The sequence below is a fragment of the Streptomyces sp. NBC_00045 genome (genome assembly GCF_045041095.1).
Classification (GTDB): domain Bacteria; phylum Actinomycetota; class Actinomycetes; order Streptomycetales; family Streptomycetaceae; genus Streptomyces.
This window is the reverse complement of the sequence record NZ_CP108271.1, coordinates 3,098,605-3,117,928: the sequence shown is the minus strand read 5'-3', so window position 1 is coordinate 3,117,928 and position 19,324 is coordinate 3,098,605. Positions and strand designations below refer to the sequence as shown.

19 protein-coding genes and 1 tRNA gene are annotated in these 19,324 nt (G+C 69.9%); 12 read left to right on the top strand and 8 right to left on the bottom strand.

Features of this window, described 5'->3' with window-relative positions:
- Positions 1-5: 5 nt before the first annotated feature.
- The 5 genes from OHA65_RS14580 to OHA65_RS14560 all read left to right on the top strand — a co-directional run bounded on the left by OHA65_RS14580 (position 6) and on the right by OHA65_RS14560 (position 4,143).
- Positions 6-827 (top strand): NAD(P)H-binding protein, encoded by an 822-nt coding sequence (locus OHA65_RS14580; protein ID WP_327283555.1) that lies wholly within the window; start codon positions 6-8, stop codon positions 825-827.
- A complete protein-coding gene (locus tag OHA65_RS14575; RefSeq protein ID WP_328761169.1) occupies positions 828-1,376 on the top strand; it encodes an N-acetyltransferase in 549 nt (182 codons plus the stop codon).
- Positions 1,377-1,430: 54 nt separating this feature from the next.
- A complete protein-coding gene (locus tag OHA65_RS14570) occupies positions 1,431-2,345 on the top strand; it encodes an IS982 family transposase (RefSeq protein ID WP_405761978.1) in 915 nt (304 codons plus the stop codon).
- 60 nt (positions 2,346-2,405) lie between these two features.
- Positions 2,406-3,023: a hypothetical protein gene (locus OHA65_RS14565; RefSeq protein ID WP_405756215.1), complete on the top strand. Its 618-nt coding sequence runs from the start codon at positions 2,406-2,408 to the stop codon at positions 3,021-3,023.
- A gap of 76 nt (positions 3,024-3,099) precedes the next feature.
- On the top strand, positions 3,100-4,143 hold the full coding sequence (locus OHA65_RS14560; protein WP_405761976.1) for a LacI family DNA-binding transcriptional regulator: 1,044 nt from the start codon (positions 3,100-3,102) through the stop codon (positions 4,141-4,143).
- Between the two features lie 85 nt (positions 4,144-4,228).
- Here the strand turns inward: OHA65_RS14560 and OHA65_RS14555 are convergent.
- The 4 genes from OHA65_RS14555 to OHA65_RS14540 all read right to left on the bottom strand — a co-directional run bounded on the left by OHA65_RS14555 (position 4,229) and on the right by OHA65_RS14540 (position 7,125).
- Positions 4,229-4,301: transfer RNA gene (locus OHA65_RS14555), tRNA-His, on the bottom strand.
- Between the two features lie 106 nt (positions 4,302-4,407).
- A complete protein-coding gene (gene orn, locus OHA65_RS14550) occupies positions 4,408-5,010 on the bottom strand; it encodes an oligoribonuclease (protein WP_327283552.1) in 603 nt (200 codons plus the stop codon).
- Between the two features lie 92 nt (positions 5,011-5,102).
- Positions 5,103-6,275, bottom strand: coding sequence for a helix-turn-helix domain-containing protein (locus OHA65_RS14545; protein ID WP_327283551.1), 1,173 nt, complete (start codon positions 6,273-6,275; stop codon positions 5,103-5,105).
- Positions 6,276-6,645: 370 nt separating this feature from the next.
- Positions 6,646-7,125 (bottom strand): hypothetical protein, encoded by a 480-nt coding sequence (locus tag OHA65_RS14540; protein ID WP_327283550.1) that lies wholly within the window; start codon positions 7,123-7,125, stop codon positions 6,646-6,648.
- Between the two features lie 355 nt (positions 7,126-7,480).
- On the opposite strand from OHA65_RS14540, the gene OHA65_RS14535 reads away from it, so the two are divergent.
- Positions 7,481-8,011: a universal stress protein gene (locus tag OHA65_RS14535; protein WP_405761974.1), complete on the top strand. Its 531-nt coding sequence runs from the start codon at positions 7,481-7,483 to the stop codon at positions 8,009-8,011.
- 99 nt (positions 8,012-8,110) lie between these two features.
- Positions 8,111-8,680 (top strand): GPR1/FUN34/YaaH family transporter, encoded by a 570-nt coding sequence (locus OHA65_RS14530; RefSeq protein ID WP_327283548.1) that lies wholly within the window; start codon positions 8,111-8,113, stop codon positions 8,678-8,680.
- A gap of 99 nt (positions 8,681-8,779) precedes the next feature.
- Here the strand turns inward: OHA65_RS14530 and OHA65_RS14525 are convergent, their stop codons facing one another.
- The 4 genes from OHA65_RS14525 to OHA65_RS14510 all read right to left on the bottom strand — a co-directional run bounded on the left by OHA65_RS14525 (position 8,780) and on the right by OHA65_RS14510 (position 13,298).
- Entirely contained in the window at positions 8,780-9,994 is a 1,215-nt protein-coding gene (locus OHA65_RS14525; RefSeq protein WP_405761972.1) for an IS30 family transposase, read from the bottom strand.
- A gap of 110 nt (positions 9,995-10,104) precedes the next feature.
- Positions 10,105-11,922: a glutamine--fructose-6-phosphate transaminase (isomerizing) gene (gene glmS, locus OHA65_RS14520; protein WP_327283546.1), complete on the bottom strand. Its 1,818-nt coding sequence runs from the start codon at positions 11,920-11,922 to the stop codon at positions 10,105-10,107.
- A gap of 76 nt (positions 11,923-11,998) precedes the next feature.
- Positions 11,999-12,274, bottom strand: coding sequence for a hypothetical protein (locus tag OHA65_RS14515; protein ID WP_030008735.1), 276 nt, complete (start codon positions 12,272-12,274; stop codon positions 11,999-12,001).
- A gap of 118 nt (positions 12,275-12,392) precedes the next feature.
- Positions 12,393-13,298 (bottom strand): DUF4429 domain-containing protein, encoded by a 906-nt coding sequence (locus tag OHA65_RS14510; protein ID WP_327283545.1) that lies wholly within the window; start codon positions 13,296-13,298, stop codon positions 12,393-12,395.
- Positions 13,299-13,349: 51 nt separating this feature from the next.
- Between OHA65_RS14510 and OHA65_RS14505 the strand changes: the two genes are divergently transcribed.
- The 5 genes from OHA65_RS14505 to OHA65_RS14485 all read left to right on the top strand — a co-directional run bounded on the left by OHA65_RS14505 (position 13,350) and on the right by OHA65_RS14485 (position 19,314).
- Positions 13,350-14,933: a beta-N-acetylhexosaminidase gene (locus OHA65_RS14505; RefSeq protein ID WP_371643622.1), complete on the top strand. Its 1,584-nt coding sequence runs from the start codon at positions 13,350-13,352 to the stop codon at positions 14,931-14,933.
- A 122-nt stretch (positions 14,934-15,055) separates the two neighbouring features.
- The gene (locus OHA65_RS14500) at positions 15,056-15,499 is read left to right on the top strand and encodes a hypothetical protein (RefSeq protein ID WP_327283543.1); all 444 of its coding nucleotides are present in this window, start codon (positions 15,056-15,058) and stop codon (positions 15,497-15,499) included.
- A 10-nt stretch (positions 15,500-15,509) separates the two neighbouring features.
- Entirely contained in the window at positions 15,510-17,717 is a 2,208-nt protein-coding gene (locus tag OHA65_RS14495) for a DUF6571 family protein (protein WP_405761970.1), read from the top strand.
- Positions 17,717-18,307 carry a hypothetical protein gene (locus OHA65_RS14490; protein WP_328762829.1) on the top strand — a complete coding sequence of 197 codons (591 nt, stop codon included), beginning with the start codon at positions 17,717-17,719 and terminating at the stop codon, positions 18,305-18,307. The genes OHA65_RS14495 and OHA65_RS14490 overlap by 1 nt, the downstream gene beginning before the upstream one ends.
- Positions 18,308-18,348: 41 nt before the next feature.
- Positions 18,349-19,314: a hypothetical protein gene (locus OHA65_RS14485; RefSeq protein WP_327283540.1), complete on the top strand. Its 966-nt coding sequence runs from the start codon at positions 18,349-18,351 to the stop codon at positions 19,312-19,314.
- The last annotated feature ends 10 nt before the right edge of the window (positions 19,315-19,324 follow it).

Below are 19,324 nucleotides of genomic sequence, written 5' to 3'. Positions count from 1 at the left end.
CCGCCATGTCGATCCTCGTCACTGGTGCCCGCGGCGCCGTCGCCCGCGGCCTCGTCCCTCTCCTCGCCGCCCGCGGCGTCCCCCACCGCCTCGCCTCCCGCGAGCCCGACACTCCCGGCATCGTCCACTGTGACCTCGGCGATCCCTCGACCTTCCCGGACGCCCTGGCCGGTGTCCGGTCCGTCTTCCTCTACGCCGAAGCCTCCGCGATCGGAGCCTTCGTCGAGGAGGCCGTCACCGCCGGAGTCGAGCACGTCGTGCTCCTGTCCTCCTCGTCGGTGCTCGCCCCCGGAGCCGCCGACAGCCGGCTGGCCGCCTCTCATCTCGCCGTGGAGGAGGCCCTGCTGGCCTCGCCGCTGCGCACCACCCTGCTGCGCCCCGGTGCCTTCGCCCGCAACTCCCTCGGCTGGGCCTGGTCGCTGAAGTCCGGCCGCCCGGTCCACCTGCCCTACCCGGGCTCCCACGGCGACCCGGTCCATGAGGCCGACCTGGCCGAGGCTGCGTTCGCCGTCCTCACCGACCCGGCCCTCGGTGGCCGCGCGTACCACCTGACCGGCCCGCATTCGTTGAGCTTCGCGACCCAACTCGCGATACTCGGCGGGGTCCTGGGAGCCCCCGTGCCGTTCGAGTCGGTGACCCCCGAACAGTGGAAGGCCGAGGTCGACGGGTACATATCCGGCCCCTACGCCGACGCGCTCCTGGCCTACTGGGCGTCCAGTGACGGGCTCCCGGTCGAGATCACCGGCGCCGTGGAGCACCTGACCGGGCACCCGGCCCGTTCCTTCGAGACCTGGGCCCAGGACCACGCGGACGCCTTCCGTGCCTAGATGATCAATTCCAAGGGGTCGCTGGGCGATCGTAGGAAGTTTCGCTCCGGCGGATCGGCCTGCGAGAGTGTGGCCATGAGTGATGTTGTTATCCGTCGGGCTGAGGCCGATGACGCGCCCGCGCTGGCAGCCATGCGCTGGCGGTTCAAGGTGGAAGACGGCGGAGCTGAAGTCCCGCAGAATGAGGAGGAGTTCGCTGCTGAGTGCGAGCAGTGGCTGCGTTCTCGGATGGTCGGGCTGTGGCGTGTCTGGATCGCGGAAGTGGGCGGTCAGCCCTGTGGTCACGTGTGCGTGTGTCTCGTGGAGAAGGTCCCGAGTCCCTACCCGGGTTCCGACGCCCTTGGCTACGTGACGAACTTCTACGTCGTCCCTGAACAGCGCAATCGCGGTCTGGGCAGGGCCTTGCTCGACGAGGCCACCGGCTATGCGCGCGCTCAGGGCCTGGATACGTTGATCGTGTGGCCGTCCGAGCGCAGTGCGCCGCTGTACCGGCGCTGTGGTTTCGGCGAACCGGACGAGCTCCTCGAACAGCCCGTCGCGCCCAGCTGAGCGAAGTTCCTGCAGTGACTGCGCGGACGACGCGAGGGCGCCCAAGGTCAGTCTGTGACGAACGACCTGGACACCCTCGCGACCGCACTCTATGTGAAGACCGACGACCTGCTGAAGGACTCGCCGCAATTCGCCCCGCAGCGTCCGGCCGTGGGCATCGTGCCGCAACTCAGCGACGCTGAGTTGGTAACGCTGGCGATGATGCAGGCGATGCTCGGCTTCACCTCAGAGGCCCGCTGGCTGCGTCATGCCGGCGCCCACCTGCGCCACCTCTTTCCGTACCTGCCGAAGCAGCCCGGCTACAACAAGCGGCTGCGCAAGGCAGCCGCGCTATTGCGCCGGGTGACCCGGGTGCTGGCCACCGATACCTCGGTGTGGAGCGACGACGTCTGGATCGTGGATTCCACGCCGGTGGAGTGCGGACGCTCCCGGGAGACCGTCAAACGCTCCGACCTGGCCGGATGGGCCGAGTACGGGTACTGCGCCAGCCACAGCCGCTTCTTCTGGGGCCTGCGCCTGCACCTGGTGTGCACACTGCAGGGCCTGCCCGTCACCTTCGCCTTGACTGGGGCCAAGGCCGACGAACGCGAGACCCTGCTGGACCTCCTCGCCGCCGAACCGGGCCTGACCGCCGCCCGGCCTGGACAGACACTGATCGGCGACAAAAACTACTTCGGCCGCGACTTCGAGCACCAGTTGGCCGAGCAGGACATCCGGCTGCTGCGGCCAGCCCGCAAGGGCGAGCCGCAACGACCCGGAGCTCCACTGTTCAAACCGCTGCGGCAGATCATCGAATCGGTCAATGAGACGTTCAAGGGCCAACTCAACCTCGAACAGCACCGAGGCCGCACACCGGGCGGCGTGATCACCCGCGTCATGCAGCGCATCCTCGCGCTGACCGCAGCGATCTGGCACAACGACCACACCGGCCAGCCCGTCCCGCGCTCACTGATCGCCTTCGATCACTGACCCCTTGGAATAGATCATCTAGGGTGATCGGAGTTGGGTACCGGGCTTGAGGGGATCGGCATGCGGGCATTCGGGATATCCGGGACCGCGGAGACGGCTACGGCCGTGCCGCCGCAGCGGACGGCGAACACGCTGTTCTGGACTGCGCTGATTCCGACGGCGGCCACGGTGGGCGGTTTCGTCAGCCAGTACCCCTACGGCATGTTGTGGGTCGGAGTCCTGATCGTCCTCGCGGCGGCGGCCGCAGGTCCGATCGTGGCGGGGTCCGTCTGGCGCCGGGCGGGCGCCGCGACTCTGGTGGGGTTCGCCGCCCTCGCCCTGGGGCTGTTCGCCGGGTCCAACCTCAACGAGACGTACGTCAAGCAGCTCGGTGAACGGACGGGCGCGGTGGTCGCCGAGGCGGGGGAGCGGGCCAACGCCAAGGGTGACGTCCGGCACTTCTGCCGGGTCGTCGACGACTCGGGGAGCCGCGCGGAACTGGGCGACATCCAGAACTGCCACGGCCAGTTCGCGACGGGGCGGCGCGTCGTCCTCTTCAAGGACCGGCTGGGCGGCCTGGCCCCGTGGATCGAGGCCACCCACAACCGCGCCGTCGACCCGGTCGGTCTCGGCATCACCGGCGGGCTCTTCCTCCTGACCGCGGCGACCATGTTCTACGCGGGCCGCCGGCGGCGGTGATCCCGCCCTCTCCGTGACAGCGTATGGAAGCGCTCCCACGCCTGTCAGGGAGTAGATTCACCACCGGGAGGACGCCATGAACGGGCATGGGCGCAGTGGGGGACGGCCGACGCTGGAAGAGGTCGCGGCGCGCGCCGGAGTGGGGCGTGGCACGGTCTCCCGGGTGATCAACGGATCCTCCAAGGTCAGCGAGCGCACCAGGGCCGCCGTTGAGGCCGCCGTCGCGGAACTCGGGTACGTCCCGAACCGGGCCGCCCGGGCCCTGGCCGCCAACCGGGCCGACGCCGTCGCCCTGGTCGTTCCCGAGCCCCAGTCCCGCTTCTTCACCGAGCCGTACTTCTCCGATGTGGTCCGCGGGGTCGGCGCCGCCCTCGCCGAAACCGACGTCCAGCTGGTCCTCACCCTCGCCGGCAACGACCGCGAGCGCCGCCGGCTCGCCCAGTACCTGTCCGCGCACCGCGTCGACGGGGTGCTGCTCGTCGCCGTCCACGCCGACGACCCGCTGCCCGAGCTGCTGGCCGAGCTCGGCATTCCGGCGGTGATCAGTGGCCGCCGCTCGGCCGCCGAGACGCTGCCGTCCGTGGACTGCGACAACCTGGCGGGTGCTGCCGAGGCGGTACGCCACCTCCTCGGCCGGGGCCGGCGCGCGATAGCCACCGTCACGGGACCGCTGGACGTGTACGGCGCGCAGTGCAGGCTCGACGGCTACCGGGAGGCCCTGACGGCTGCGGGGGTCCCCGCCGACGAGCTGCTGATCGCGGACGGTGATTTCACGGAGGAGGGCGGTCGGCGGGCCGTGCGGGAGCTGCTGGAGCGTCGCCCCGACCTCGACGCCGTCTTCGCCGCTTCCGACGTGATGGCGGCGGGCGCCCGCCACGAGCTGCGTGCGGCCGGCCGCCGGATACCCGAGGACGTGGCGCTGGTCGGCTTCGACGACTCGGTGCTGGCCCGGCACATGGATCCGCCGCTGACGAGCGTGCGCCAACCGGTCGAGGAGATGGGCCGGACCATGGCGCGCGTACTGCTGGCGCGGATCGCCGGGCAGTCAGGCGGGGCGGGGGATCCCGGGGGCGCGGCCGTGGTGCTGCCGACCGAGCTGGTGGTGCGGGAGTCCTCGTGAGCCCCGTAGGGTCCGGGCGGCACGGAGGGCCCGGGGCAACGCAGAGGGCCCCGGTCCGCTTTCGCGTACCGGGGCCCTCTCGCAGGGTGAGTGACGGGACTTGAACCCGCGGCCACCTGGACCACAACCAGGTGCTCTACCAACTGAGCTACACCCACCATGTCCGGTCGGAAAACCGACCGGCCGAAGAAAAGGGTACAGGGTCCGGGAGGGTGCTCGCGCCCTCCTTTTTCCCGCCAGGTCTCCGGGGGGTCCTGCCGGGTCCTATTCGGCGGACAGGGTGTGCTTGGCGGCGATGGTCCGGGCGGTGTCCGAGTCGGGCCCGGGCTGCGGCACGAAGACCGCCTCCCGGTAGTAGCGCAGCTCGGCGATGGACTCCTTGATGTCCGCGAGCGCCCGGTGGTTGCCGTTCTTCGGCGGGCTGTTGAAGTAGGCCCGCGGGTACCAGCGGCGCGCCAGCTCCTTGACCGAGGACACGTCCACGATCCGGTAGTGCAGGTGGCTCTCCAGCGCGGGCATGTCGCGCAGCAGGAAACCGCGGTCGGTGCCGACCGAGTTCCCGCAGAGCGGAGCCTTGCGGGGCTCCTTCACGTGTTCCCGTACGTACGCCAGGACCTGGGCCTCGGCGTCCGCGAGGGTGATCCCGCCGGCCAGCTCGTCGAGCAGGCCGGAGGCGGTGTGCATTTCGCGCACCACGTCGGGCATGGTCTCCAGGGCCGCGTCCGGCGGGCGGATCACGAGGTCCACGCCTTCGCCGAGCACGTTGAGCTCCGAGTCGGTGACCAGTGCGGCCACCTCGATAAGTGCGTCGTCCGTCAACGAGAGCCCGGTCATCTCGCAGTCGATCCACACCATGCGATCGTTCATGCGGCCCAGCTTATGCGGATTACGCGGAAGGTCCCCCGCTTCGGTGACGACCGATGCGGGGGACCTTCCGCGGGCAGTGCCCCGGGCGGGAGCTACGCGTGCTCGCGCAGGACCCGGTTCGGGGAGTAGAGCTCCGTGACCGTCGAGCCGGCCGCGGCCAGGGCCGCCGCCGCCCGCTGGGGCTGCGGGGTGCGCTGGTGCGGGACCGGGCTCCCCTGGATCTCGGTCACCTGGGACACGTCGGCCTGCGGCCTGCGCGCCCGGTAGGCCGAGCGGTAGGCGGCCGGGGAGGACCCCAGCTGCCGCCGGAAGTGCCCGCGCAGGGCGACCGGTGAGCGGAACCCGCAGCGCCCGGCGACCTCGTCGACCGAGTAGTCGGAGGTCTCCAGCAGTCGCTGGGCCTGGAGCACCCGCTGGGTGATCAGCCACTGGAGCGGTGCGCTGCCGGTCAGCGAGCGGAAGCGCCGGTCGAAGGTGCGTCGGCTCATGTAGGCGCGGGCGGCGAGCGTCTCCACGTCGAACTGCTCGTGGAGGTGCTCCAGTGCCCAGGCGACGACCTCGGCGAGCGGGTCGGCGCCGATCTCCTCCGGCAGCGACCGGTCGAGATAGCGCTCCTGGCCGCCCGTGCGGCGCGGCGGGACGACGAGCCGGCGGGCCAGCGCCCCGGCCGCCTCGCTGCCGTGGTCCGTGCGCACGATGTGCAGGCACAGATCGATTCCGGCCGCGGTGCCCGCGGACGTCAGCACGTCGCCGTCGTCGACGAACAGCTCGCGCGGATCGACATGGACGGACGGGTAGCGCTTGGCCAGCGTCGGCGCGTACATCCAGTGCGTCGTCGCGGGCCGGCCGTCCAGCAGACCTGCGGCGGCGAGCACGAAGGCTCCCGTGCACAGTCCGACGATCCGGGCGCCCTCCTCGTGCGCCAGACGCAGTGCGTCGAGCGCCTCCGGAGGCGGTGGTGAAGTGATCGAGCGCCAGGCGGGAACGACGACCGTGCCTGCCCGGGCGATCGCCTCCAACCCGTACGGCGCGGTGAGCTCAAGTCCGCCGGTGGTCCGCAGCGGACCTTCCTCCCCGGCGCACACGAGCAGTCGATAGCGTGGAACTCCCGCGTCCTGCCGGTCGATGCCGAACACGGAAAGTGGAATGGAGCTCTCGAAGATCGGGCCGCCGCTGAACAGCAGCACCGCGACGATCTCCCTGCGGCGACGCCCCGCGAGCTTCCTGCCGGCGTCCGCGACGACGGCGGTGGAATCCTGGCTCATGGCTAAGCCCCCCTTGGGTGTCGCGACTCCTTGGTCTGGTCGCACCTGCACGTTTCCCCTCGGCCTTGCACGTGGATCCCCCGCCGTAAATACATGATCGAATCTACTGCGTCCCGTGGTGTCGGCGTGACAAGTTCAGCACGCAGCGCTATGTCGACTTGGCAACTTGGCGAAAAGCATTCGATCAGGAAGCCTTCCACTCCGCTACCGGAGTGGGAAGCTCGCCGCCCGGCCATGGCCAGTACCCGTAGGGTCTCGGAGTCCCCCTGGCGCTGTCGTCGCTGGTGGTAGGGGGGTTGAGGGGGCATTCCGGCAAGACCGGCACTGTTCCGGGAAGTTGGCTGAAAACATGCGGGTGTGGGTGTGCGAATCAGTCAGTCCTCTGGGAAATTCCACCGGACGTGTAGCAGCCGCGGCGTGCACGGCCACCGGAACGCGGCCGCGCGCCGGACCCGGCGCGCGAATGCCGCCGGCGCCCGCCGGGCGGCATCCGGCCTTCCGCGAGGACCAGGGCGGCCCGCTCCGCCTTCTCCGAGTAGCGCAGCATCGCCCGGCACGCCGCGGTGACCGCGGTCAGTCCGAGGGTCGCGACGGCGGCCCCGCCGTAGGAGGTCCCGTAGACGACGAGCACCACGGGCACGAGCAGGCAGCTGAAGGCGGCCCAGCGCACCACGTCACCCGCGGGGTCGTCATGGGGGCGTCTGCCGGACCGCACGGACGGGTGAACGGTGGCGGGCGTGAAGCGGGTGGTCGTGTCGGTGCGCGCGTCGGTGCGCTGTGCGGTCCGCGCGGACCGGACGGACGGGGTCGGCTGAGCGGGCTGGACGGGGTGAACCGGATGGCCGGGCACGGCGTGCTCCCTGCGGGCTCTTCCTGGACGGTCGGACGTCTGTCCAACGGCGCGCGGCGGGGCTCGGTCACTGCGCGCACGGGTGGCGGGCGCGGGGACTCGTCACTGGCTGTAGGGGACAGCGGACATTGCCAACGCGCCCTCGCTCCGGCATGCTCCCTGGGACGCTCTCCAAGGGCGGCAAGCCCTGTGCAGGACAGGAGTGTCGCCGTACCCTGGTGGGTATGGGCTTGGGAAGATGCTTCCCGGACAGAGCTCCGTCACCCTGAGTCGTCATTTTTTCAATCGGTACTTCCGCTCAATGTCGCCCCGCCGCCTTGTCCCTTCCCCCGAGGACCCCTTCGCCGAGACATCCATGGCCGGTCACGAATTCCACGAACCCGCGGACCGCAAGCGCAAACCGCTCGCCGACCACACGTCGAGCGACCTGCGCGCGGCGGAACAGGCACGTCATCCCTGCGACCCGGCCTTCCGGCACGGGGTCGTGGTGGGGTTCGACGGCTCCACGTCCAGTGAACGCGCCCTGGCGTACGCCATCGGGATGGCCCGCCGCTCCGGATCCGGCCTGATCATCGTGTACGTGGCCAACCGGTTGCCCACCACCGTGTGGGCCGGCTGCGAGCCGCCCGTCTTCGTGGACGTGCCCGACCACCGCACCGAGGTGCTGGGGCTGGAACTGGCCTGCGCGGACTATCTGGCCGAGGTGCCGTGGATCCTGGTCGAGCGCGGCGGCGACATCTGCCACGAGCTGGAGGAGGTCGGCCGGGAGTACTCGGCGGACGCCATCGTGGTCGGCTCCACGCACGGGATCGTGGGGCGCATCTTCGGTTCCGTGGCGGGCCGGCTGGCCAAGCGCGCACAGCGACCGGTCGTTGTCATTCCGTAACCCGCTGTACGTCGCTCGTGCGGTTGTGAACCCCCATGTAAAGGGTAGATAAGTGCTGCTGGGACGCAGCAAACAACTGCAGATCGAAGGGAGCCCGCCGTGGACAATGGTGTCTCTGCGGGAAGCACGGCCTCGACTTCGACCCTCGGGAACATAGCCCTGGGTCTCACCCTTCTCGCATTCGGTATCGGCCACACCGCCGTCGTCAGCGGCGTGTCCGCGGCCAACTCCGTGTCACTCGCGACCTACGTCGGCGGGCTCGCCCTGTTCGTCCTCGGAGTCCTCGAATTCCGCGGCGGCAACGGCTTCAACGGCACCGCGTTCGCGGGCCTCGGCGCCTTCTGGTTCACCTGGGCCGCAGGGGCGGACGGAAAGGTTTCGGCACACGCCGCCGGACTGTTCCTGGTCCTCTTCGCCCTGCTCGCACTGACCCTCACCGTCAGCGCGTCGAGCGGACTGTTCGGTCAGGGCGCGTACGCCCTGCTCACCCTCTCCCTGCTGCTCCTCGCGGTCGGCTCCTTCGCCGGCAGCGGCGGGCTCGCCAAGGTCGCCGGCTGGGTGGCGGCCCTCTCCGGCCTGCTGTTCTGGTACGGCGCCACGGCGGCGCTGGCCCACTGGCCCACCGCGCTGGGCAAGGCCTCCCGCAGGGGCGCGGTCGCCGCGGGCTGAGCGCCGCGGGCCGACCGGGCCGACCGGGCCGACGTACGGGAACGGCCCCCGGGGGAATCGGCGGTTTCTAGGGATCGTCGCAACACCTGGTTGGTTTGATCAGGCGGCAAGTAGTTTATGCAGGCGCTCGGCTGGGGTCTCCCAGCCGAGCGTTTTGCGTGGGCGCCCGTTGAGCTGGGCCGCGACGGCGTCGAGGTGGTCGCGTCCGTGGACGGACAGGTCGGTGCCCTTGGGGAAGTACTGCCGCAGCAGGCCGTTGGTGTTCTCGTTCGAGCCGCGCTGCCAAGGGCTGGCGGGGTCGCAGAAGTAGACCGGGATGTCGGTGGCATGGGTGAACGAGCCGTGCGCCGCCATTTCGCTGCCTTGATCCCAGGTCAGCGAGCGCACCAGGTGTGCGGGCAGCGTCTGAACCGTCTCGACGAGGGCGTCGCGGACGTGTTCCGCGCTGCGGCCGTCGGGCAGGTGCAGGAGCATCACGTAGCGGGTGGCGCGTTCGACGAGGGTGCCGATCGCGGAGCCGTTGTCTTTGCCGATGATCAGGTCGCCTTCCCAGTGGCCGGGCACGGCCCGGTCCTCGACCTCGGCCGGGCGTTCACTGATCATGACCATCGGGGTGGTGAAGCGGGGCTGGCGCTGCTGGGCCTGGCGGCGCGGTGTGCGGCGGGCGCGTCCCAAACGCAGGGCGCGGGTCAGCTCTCGGCGCAGTTCGCCGCGGCCCTGGACGTAGAGGGCCTGGTAGATCGTTTCGTGGACCACGTGCATCTCCGGCCGGTCGGGGAAAGTTCGGCGCAGACTCTCGCAGATCTGCTCCGGGCTCCACTTCAGGTCCAGGCCGTCCTGGACGAAGTCCTGCAGCACGGGGTTCTGGCCGATCTTCCCCGGCTTGGGGCGGGGCCGGCGGGCGTCGGCGCGGGCCTGGGCCGCGTGCGGCCGGTACTGGCCGTTACCCGGGTGCCGATTGCGGCGGATCTCCCGGCTGACCGTGGACGGGCTGCGGCCCAGCTCGGCCGCGATCGTACGGATGGCTGCCTTCTCGCGTAGCCGGTCGGCGATGTGGATCCGGTCCGCCTCGCGCAGAAAGCGCGAAGGACCGGACGAGGGCGCTACCGCTGTGAGCGGTAGCGCCCTTCCGGTCCTGCCGGACGGGGCGCGGCCGTTACGCCACCGCTTCCCCGTCCTGAGGTTGATACCGACGATCCGGCACGCTTCCCGACTGCTCACGCCTTGCTGCATGAGCTGAAGGTAGGCACGCCGTTCCTCGGTCAGCGAACGGCGTCCCCGGTTGACTGAACGGTCCCGGATCTCGAAGTCCATCGCACTCCCCGAATCGGGGTGTTGCGACGATCACTAGAACTCAAGATCCCCCCGGGGGCCGTTCCGCGCGCTCGGTGCGCGCACGCGGTATTACCGGTGCGCAGGCCCGACTATTCGACGGTGACGGACTTCGCCAGGTTGCGCGGCTTGTCGATGTCCCGGCCCAGGGCCAGGGCCGTGTGGTACGCCAGCAGCTGGAGCGGGATGCCCATCAGGATCGGGTCCAGCTCGTCCTCGTTCTTGGGCACGAGGATCGTGTGGTCGGCCTTCTCCTGCTCACGGTGGGCGACCGCAAGGATCCGGCCGCTGCGGGCCTTGATCTCCTCCAGGGCCGCGCGGTTCTTCTCCAGCAGGTCGTCGTCGGGGACGATCGCGACCGTCGGCATCGCCGGCTCGATGAGCGCGAGCGGGCCGTGCTTGAGCTCGGAGGCCGGGTAGGCCTCGGCGTGGATGTAGGAGATCTCCTTCAGCTTGAGGGAGGCCTCCAGGGCCACCGGGTAGCCGCGGACCCGGCCGATGAACATCATCGACTTGGCCTCGGCGTACTCGGCCGCCAGCTTCTTGATGTCCTCTTCGCCTTCGAGGATCTCCTGGATCTGCGCGGGCAGCTTGCGCAGGCCCTCGATGATCCGCTTGCCGTCGGTGACCGACAGGTCCCGGATCCGGCCCAGGTGCACGGCGAGCAGCGCGAAGGCCACGACCGTGTTGGTGAAGCACTTGGTGGACACGACGCAGACCTCGGGGCCGGCGTGCACGTACACGCCGCCGTCGGCCTCGCGGGCGATCGCGGAGCCCACGACGTTGACGACGCCGAGGACGCGGGCGCCCTTGCGCTTGAGCTCCTGCACGGCGGCCAGCACGTCGTACGTCTCACCGGACTGGGAGACGGCGATGTACAGGGTGTCGGGGTCCACGACCGGGTTGCGGTAGCGGAACTCGGAGGCCGGCTCGGCGTCCGCGGGGATGCGGGCCATGCTCTCGATGAGGCCGGCGCCGATCAGGCCCGCGTGGTACGAGGTGCCGCAGCCCAGGATCTTGACCCGGCGGATGCCGCGCGCCTCGCGCGGGTCCAGGTTCAGGCCGCCCAGGTGCACGGTGTTGAAGCGGTCGTCGATCCGGCCGCGCAGCACGCGGTCGACCGCGTCGGGCTGCTCGGAGATCTCCTTGTGCATGTAGGTGTCGTGGCCGCCCATGTCGTACGAGGCGGCCTCCCACTCCACGGTCTCCGGCGTGGCCGTGGTGGTGGCGCCGCTGGTGGTGTAGGTGCGGAAGTCGTCGGCCTTGAGGGTGGCCATCTCGCCGTCGTCGAGGGTGACGACCTGGCGGGTGTGGGCGACGAGCGCGGCGACGTCCGAGGCGACGAACATCTCCTTCTCGCCGATGCCGAGGACGACCGGGGAGCCGTTGCGGGCCACGACGATGCGGTCGGCGTAGTCGGCGTGCATGACGGCGATGCCGTACGTGCCCTCGATCGCCTTGACGGCCTCGCGGACCTTCTCCTCAAGGGTGTCGGCCTGGGAGCGGGCGACCAGGTGGACGATCACCTCGGTGTCGGTCTCCGAGACGAAGACGACGCCCTCGGACTCCAGCTTGGCGCGCAGCTCGTCGGCGTTGTCGACGATGCCGTTGTGGACGACCGCGACCTTGCTGTCGGCGTCCAGGTGCGGGTGCGAGTTGAGGTCGCTCGGCGCGCCGTGGGTGGCCCAACGGGTGTGGGCGATGCCGGTGGTGCCGGCGAAGCGCTTGGGCACCCGCGACTCCAGCTCGCGGACGCGACCCTTGGCCTTGACCACCTTGAGCGCGGGGGACTTCGGGCTGTTGACGACGATGCCCGCGGAGTCGTACCCGCGGTACTCCAGTCGCTGCAGGCCTTCCAGTAGCAGCGGTGCCACGTCACGCTTGCCGATGTAACCCACGATTCCGCACATAAAGTCTTGCCCCTCCTGAAGTTCGGTTGCCCTTGCCGCTCTTGTCGCCGCGCCTGCCGTCTACCGGCCCTGTCGCTCAGCCGTAGACGATGCGGCGCAACTGCCGGAGCGAGAGCTCCGGCGGCGCCACGGCGCGGTGCGGCAGCTCGGCCGCGATCCGCTCGAAGATCTCCGCGTTGACCGCGCCGCCGGACTGGAGCTCACGGTGGCGACGGCGCACGAATTCCTCGGTCGTCTCGTCGAAGTACGCGAGTACGTCGAGCACCACCCGGGCGGCCTCGCCGCGCTGCAGCGCGGTGCTGCGCACCAGGTGGTCGACGAGGTCGTCATGAGACGGGCGGCGGTCGAGCACTCGTAGATATTGACGGGCTACGGCGAGGAACGCAAAGATTCTGCCCGAAATCGGGCAGGATCCATCTGGTCCAGACCAGCGGAAGGTGTAAATCCGGTAGCTAAAGGGTGGTAAAGGGCTAGAAACGACGCAAAACAGCCTGCTTGGCTGCGGCGAACTCCTCGGCCGTGAGGACGCCCCCCTGGTGTAGATCGCCGAGCTCGCGCAGCCGGCGCAGCAGCGCGTCGTGGTCCTCGGCAGCCGTCGGCTCGGGGGCCGAAGCCGCGAGCTCCGGCACCGGCGCCGGGGACAGGGCCGGGGCCGGCTCTGAGGCGACCGCCGCGCCCCGGGGATGGGGCATCCGCACCGCCACGGCCGCCGCGACGAGCGCCATCAGCGGGTCCTTCTTGAAGCCGAACAGCTCCACCGTGTGCGGGTCGTACTTGGGCGCGGGGGCCGCCGGGGCGCCCGCCAGCGTGAACCGGATCCATCCGTTGTCCAGGCCCTTCGACGGCGACCATTCCACCGCCCGCAGGTCCGCGACCCGGAACTCGCGCGGGCCGCCGGAGCTCTTGGCCTCCTCCGTCGTCCAGTTCCAGTCCAGTGCCACCCGGTCCCCGTCGAAGGCGACCGTCCCGTCCCCGGCGGCCACCGTGATCGGCACGGCCGGCCCCGGCAGCAGGTAGGCGTCCGCCGGGCCGGCGTCCACCTGGTCCAGCAGCAGCGCGTTGCGGACCTCGTCCACGAAGTACTCCGCCACCCCGGTCCGGTCCGCGTCCACGGTCAGGCGGTACGGATCGGAGGCTTCCGGCAGCCGTCCGCCCGTCACCTGGAGCAGCGGGTCCGCGCCGTCACGCAGCTTCAGCCTCAACCGGCCCGCCTTGCGGCCCGGTTCGTGACTGATCCCGGCGAGCGCGCGCAGCGGGACGACCACTTCGCCCAATGTCTGGCGCAGCAGCCCCACCCCCTTGTCGCGGCCGGGCACGATGCGCACCGCGTCCCCGTCGAAGGTCCATGTGCCGTCCTTCTGGATGATTTCCGCCATCCGACGATTCTCGCACCGGCCCCGGGAGGCCAGTTGGCCTATACCTGCCCTATGAGAGTCCTGCGACGCACGCTCGCCGCCCTCCTCGCCCTCGGCGCGGTCGCCTCCTGCGCCGCGTCCCGCGGCGCCGACGCCAGACCCGGCGACGCGCGCCCCGCCCTCCTCGCCCCCTACGCACAGCTGCTCCCGGCGCCCGCCTCCGCGCGCGCCGGGGGCCCCGGGTACGCCCTCGGCGCGGGTACGGTCATCCGCACCGGTCCGACCGGCGACGAGGAGGTCCGTCGGGTCGGCGAGCTCCTCGCGCAGCAGCTCAGGGGCCCGAGCCGGCTCCCGCTGCCGGTGGTCGACGGGGCCGGTGGCGACGGGATCCGGCTCCGGCTGGACGAGGGGGCCGAGGGCACCGGCGCCGAGGGGTACCGGCTGGAGTCCGGCCCGGACGGGGTCACGCTGACCGCCCGCACCCCCGCGGGTCTGTTCCACGCGGGGCAGACGCTGCGCCAGCTGCTGCCGGTGGCCGGTCCGGGCACGGTGCCCGGGGGCGAGATCACCGACGCGCCCCGCTTCGCGTACCGGGGGGCGATGCTCGACATCGCCCGCCACCACTTCACGGCGGAGCAGGTGAAGCTGTACGTCGACCAACTCGCCCAGTACAAGGTCAACACGCTGCACCTGCACCTGACCGACGACCAGGGCTGGCGGATCGCGATCGACTCCTGGCCCCGGCTGGCGGAGTACGGGGGCGCCAGCGAGGTCGGCGGCGGGCCGGGCGGGTACTGGGCGAAGGACCAGTACCGGGACCTGGTGGCCTACGCCGGCGAGCGGTACGTCGACGTGGTCCCGGAGATCGACATGCCGGGGCACGTGAACGCGGCCCTGGCCTCGTACGCGGAACTGAACTGCGACGGCAAGGCGCCCGCCCGCTACACCGGGATCAAGGTCGGCTTCAGCTCGCTGTGCGTCGGCCAGGAGCGGACGTACGAGTTCATCGACGACGTGCTCGGCGAGCTGGCCGAACTGACGCCGGGCCGCTACCTGCACATCGGCGGCGACGAGGCGCACTCCACGCCGGCGGCGGACTACGCGGCGTTCATGGACCGCGCCCAGCAGATCGTCGAGCGCCACGGCAAGACGGTGGTGGCCTGGCACCAGCTGGCGACGGCCGGGCCGGCGCCGGGGGCCGTGCTCCAGTACTGGGGCCACGACAAGACCGCGGCCACCGAGAAGGCGGCCGTGGCCGCGGCGGCCAAGACGGGCCACCCGCTGATCCTCTCGCCCGCGGACCGGCTGTACCTGGACATGAAGTACGACCTGGCGACGAAGCCCGGACTGGCGTGGGCCGGCCTCGTCCCGGTGCGCAGGGCTTACGACTGGGACCCAGGAACGTACCTGGCCGCGTCCGGAGTCCCGGAATCCGCAGTACTCGGCGTCGAGGCCCCGCTGTGGACGGAGACCATCGCGACCCGCACCGACCTGGAGTACATGGCCTTCCCCCGGCTCCTGGGCCTCGCGGAACTGGGCTGGAGCCCGGGCCCGCGGAACTGGACGGAGTACCGGCAGCGCGTGGCGGCCCAGGGGCCGAGGCTGGACGCCCAGGGCATCACGTACTACCGGGCCCCGGACGTGCCGTGGGGGTAGGGCCATGCCGGAGGGTGCCCTGTATGGGATCCGTATGAATTGATCATTTCCCCGGTCGCCGGGGAGCCGCTTGGGTAGCGTGCCGACGCCGGGTGTTCGAATCACTGAGGTGGGGGCCTCGCGTGTCGTTCGACGAGGAGTGGCAGCAGCACAAGGACGAAGTGTCGATGCGGTTGAACGGCTTACCCGCATACGACCCCGGTGGGACCGGCGAGTACGGCGGCGGCCCGGGCACGGCCGACTACATCGTCCACGCCGACGACCTCGGCCGGATCGGCCATGACGCGTTCCTCCTCTTCAACGGGATGGACGGTGCGGGCAAGCACGCCCAGGCCGGCAGCGAGGCCGCGGCGACGGCGCTCAAGGGTGGCGGTTTCGACACCGGCAATGCCCTGGCCGAGCTGAACAAGGTGTGGGACACGCAGGTCACCACGCTGAAGCAGGCATGCGCCCACATCTCGAACCATCTCGAGTACAGCGCCAAGACGAACCAGGCGACAGACCAGTGGATCGAGACCAGTCTCAAGTCCCTGAGTGCGTCCAAGATCAACGATCTGTTCAAGTAAGGGAGCCGCAGTGCCGTCGTTCGAACAGCTCCTGAACATCAGCCTGGGGCCCCTCGAGACCGCAGTCACCGACTGGACGCAGATGATCACGCGCCTCGAACAGTTGCGTACCGAGGCGGGAGCGATGAAGACCCGCGCGGACGGAGCAGTGTGGCGGGGCGAGAACGCCTCTGTCACGCAGCCGTTCATAGCCAAAACGGCCAAGGAGTTCGGCGACGCCGTCACGGAGGCGGAGAGCGTCCGCGATCTCCTCAAGGACGCGGGCGAGAAGATCAAGGCCGCCAAAGCCGACCTCAAGGCCGTCTATGAGGCACCACCGGCCGGGATCACCATCTACCCGAACGGAGTCCTGAGCCATCGTGTCCACCCCGACCGGCGCAGCAAGGACAGCACCGAACCGGTAGCCACCCAGGCCGACTTCGACGCCCTGCGGCAGCGGCTCGAAGGCATCCTCAACCGGGCGGCCGAGGCGGACGAACTCTGCTCCTGGGGCTTGCGCAGCCTGGTCAAGGACCACCCCAATGACTTCGGCAGCACCGACTACAACTCGATCCAGGACGCGAAGAACGCCCGCCAGGCGGAGAAGGACGTCCAGGACCGCAAGGACGCCGACGAGGCCGCCAAGCTCTTCAGTCGCGTGGACTACCTGGACGACAAAGAGCGGGCCCGCCTGATCGAGCTCACAGAGCGGGGCAAGAACTCGCCGGCGTTCAGTGCCGAGCTGCTCACCCACTTGGACTTCCAGGGTCGCAAGGACCAGGACGCGCTGCTCCTGCTGGCCGCGAACCTGGAGGGCGGTGGCCGAGACGGCCAGATATCCGGCTCGGAGACCCGGCTGCTCAACGCGCTGTCCGGGAACCTCGCCACCGCCACCGCCCCCGGCTCGCCCCTCGGCCCGGTCATGGGCCCGGTCGTCGGGTCCCACACGCCTTGGACCGACCGCCTCCTGGAACTCGCCCGCAAGGGCAACGACCTGCCCGGGCAGGTCCCCGGCTCGCTCCCAGGCGGGCAGCAGGGCTACTCGGCCCTCACCAAGATGATCGGCGCGGGCGACGCAAAGTACGACGGCGGCTTCCTCACCTCGGTGGGCAACTCGATCCGAGACTGGGAGACCCACACCAAGCACCCCTACGAGGGCATGGACAAGAACTGGGTCGGCTCCCAGGAAGACCCCGTGGGCGGCCTGATGAAGGCCTTCAGCCGCAACCCCGAAGCCTCCACCGCCTACTTCGACCCGGCGAAGAGCGACAACCTCGACTACTTCCTCAAGGACCGTGACTGGCCGGGAGCGAGCGTCGAGTCCAAGATGCCCGACGACCTGGTGAAGACCTCGGCTCGGTCACAGTTCGGCGCGGCGCTGGAGGCGGCGAGTACCGGGAGGGAGCCGAATTCGCCCCTTCACGGGGTCCCCGCCCGGCATGACGGGGCCGAGTCCGCCATCTTCGACAGGACCATCGAGTACTACGGAGAGCAGACCAAGGGGGTGCAGAGCAACATGCCGGCCCCGTTGCGGCACTCCATGGGCAACATGATCGGCGACTACGCCTCCGACGTGCACCAGATCCTCGGCAAGAACCTGGAGGCTCCCACCGAATTCAGCCACCTCCTCCTCTCCCTCACCAGAGAAGATCTGACCCGGGTCATCCGTGCCACCTCCGACGACCCGCAGGCATTCGCCACCATCCGCAATGCCGAGTTGGAGGTGATCAACCAGAAGATGCACGACTTCCCGGCGGAGGCCTTCCGGCACGGCGACGACAAATCGGAACTGCGCTCCTGGGTCAGGGAGTCCTCGTCCGTTCTCGGCTATCTCGACGGCGTGCGGGGAGATGTCATCTACGACCTGGGGCAGGCGGAGAAGGACGTCAACGCCTGGAACAGAATGACGGCTTACCACGGCATCGGCGCGCTCTTCACCAACATGCCGATGGTTGGAGACATGATCCAGCGAGGCGTTGACATCGGCACGACGATGCACATGAACGAACTGAACGCCGCGGTGGACGAGGCGACCCGAAAGAACATGGCCGACCACTTCTCCAGCGGTACCCGCGACATGGACACGATCCTGGAGTCAGCAGCCAAACAGAGGGGACTGACTCCGGCGGAGATGGACAGGAGCATCGGCGAGTTCGAAGGTCAGCTCCAGCCTTTGGCGGAGCAGTGGTACGCAAGCGGCATCAAGGGTGCGAACGGATACATGGGGGAGCGCTACTGATGAGCGGGCTGAAACTGCGGGACAAGCGGCTGGTCCTGCCGGTCGTGCTGGTGGCCGCCGTGGCGACGACCGTGCTGTGGTCGGTGCTCCGCACGGATCCGGCGAGTCAGCGCATGTGCTGGAGCTTGCTGTCCAAGAACTCGGCGGCGCAGCTCCGCACCGACGGCGGAAGTGGGCTGCACGCGGAAGAGATGAGCGCGCTGCCCGCGGCGGAGGGCCAACTCGCCCACGACGGGCCCATCTGTTTGGTGTCACCGGAGGAGAACTCCGGCGTGCTGCTCTTCGGGCTCGGCATCCGTACCGCCCTGTCGGACGAGCCGGCCCCGCGTGACGCCGCCCCGATCGGGGGCGGGCTCACCGGCTGGGTCGGGCCGCAATGGTCGTGGGTGCGGCTGCCGGAGAAGTGCTCGTTCCCGATGGGTGGCGGGGGTGCCGGCGTGCTCCTGGAACTGAAGATCGACCCGGCCGCAGGTCCGCAGCGGGCTGAGGCGGCCCGTACGGCTCTCCTGGAGTCCGCCAGGAACCTGACCCGCACGTACCGTTGCACGGATTCGTCCTTCGACCACCTGCCGGAAGGCACTAGGACGTGATCAACGGGACGAGCCGGAGGAGTGGAGGCCTTATTGCCGCGTTGGCTCTGACCGTGCTGGTGGCCGGGGCCGTCGCGTTCGCCCTCACGCGCGGCGAGAAGGGTGCAGCACCGCAGACCAGCTTCTGCTGGGAGTCCCTCGCCAAGGACGACGTGGCTCTTTTGAGCCCGAAGTCATACAAGCGGTACGAGTCGAAGGAGGACGACCTGAAGGAGCGGCCGTCGGCCGGCTGCCTCGTGTACGGCGACGACACGAAGTACCCCGAGTTCCAGCTCAAGGTCCAAGGCGTCGACGAGGGCATGGGAGTGTGGCCGACAGCGGACGAAGCCGCAGCCGAGTCCCTCGTCCGCGCCCCGATCGACGGGGTGCCCGGCTGGGTCAACAGGTCCTACGCAGGCGTCCTCCTCCCGGCCTCCTGTTCGCGGGGTATGGGTTTCAAGAGATGGCCGTACCTTCAGATCCACCCTGTGGGTGACCAAGAGAAGGTGTGGAAGGACGGGCTGGTCCAGAAGCGCATGATTGACGTCCTGATGAAGTCCGCAGCTCACCTCACCACGCGACTCGGATGCGCCGAAATCCCCTTCGGCTCACCCGGCGAGTCTCCGAAGCTCCTCACTGCCCGCCCAATCGACCGGGCGAAGGCATGCGGCCTGCCGGGCTTCGACCCCTTCACCTCCGACGACTTCAGCATCGAGGAGTACGTGACACAGGGAGACCTGCGACTCTGGTCGTGCGCCATCAGCGCCAAGGGGGAGAAGGGGCTGCGGAATCTCACCGCCACCCAGGACCCCACCCTGATCGCCGTCTCCCGGAGGGCAGCTGACGCCGGTGGCGGCAACCAGGCCCTGCTCACCTGTGCAGGCAAGCCCACCCTCCTCCAGCTGAACACCCCGTTCACCGACTCCGCGAAGAACAGTGCAGCGGCCAAGGCCCTGCGCCCTGACGCGGAGATCTTCACCGCATTCCGGGACGCGGTATCACGTCAGGCGCACTGCTCACCGGGCTGACGGCGGGCCC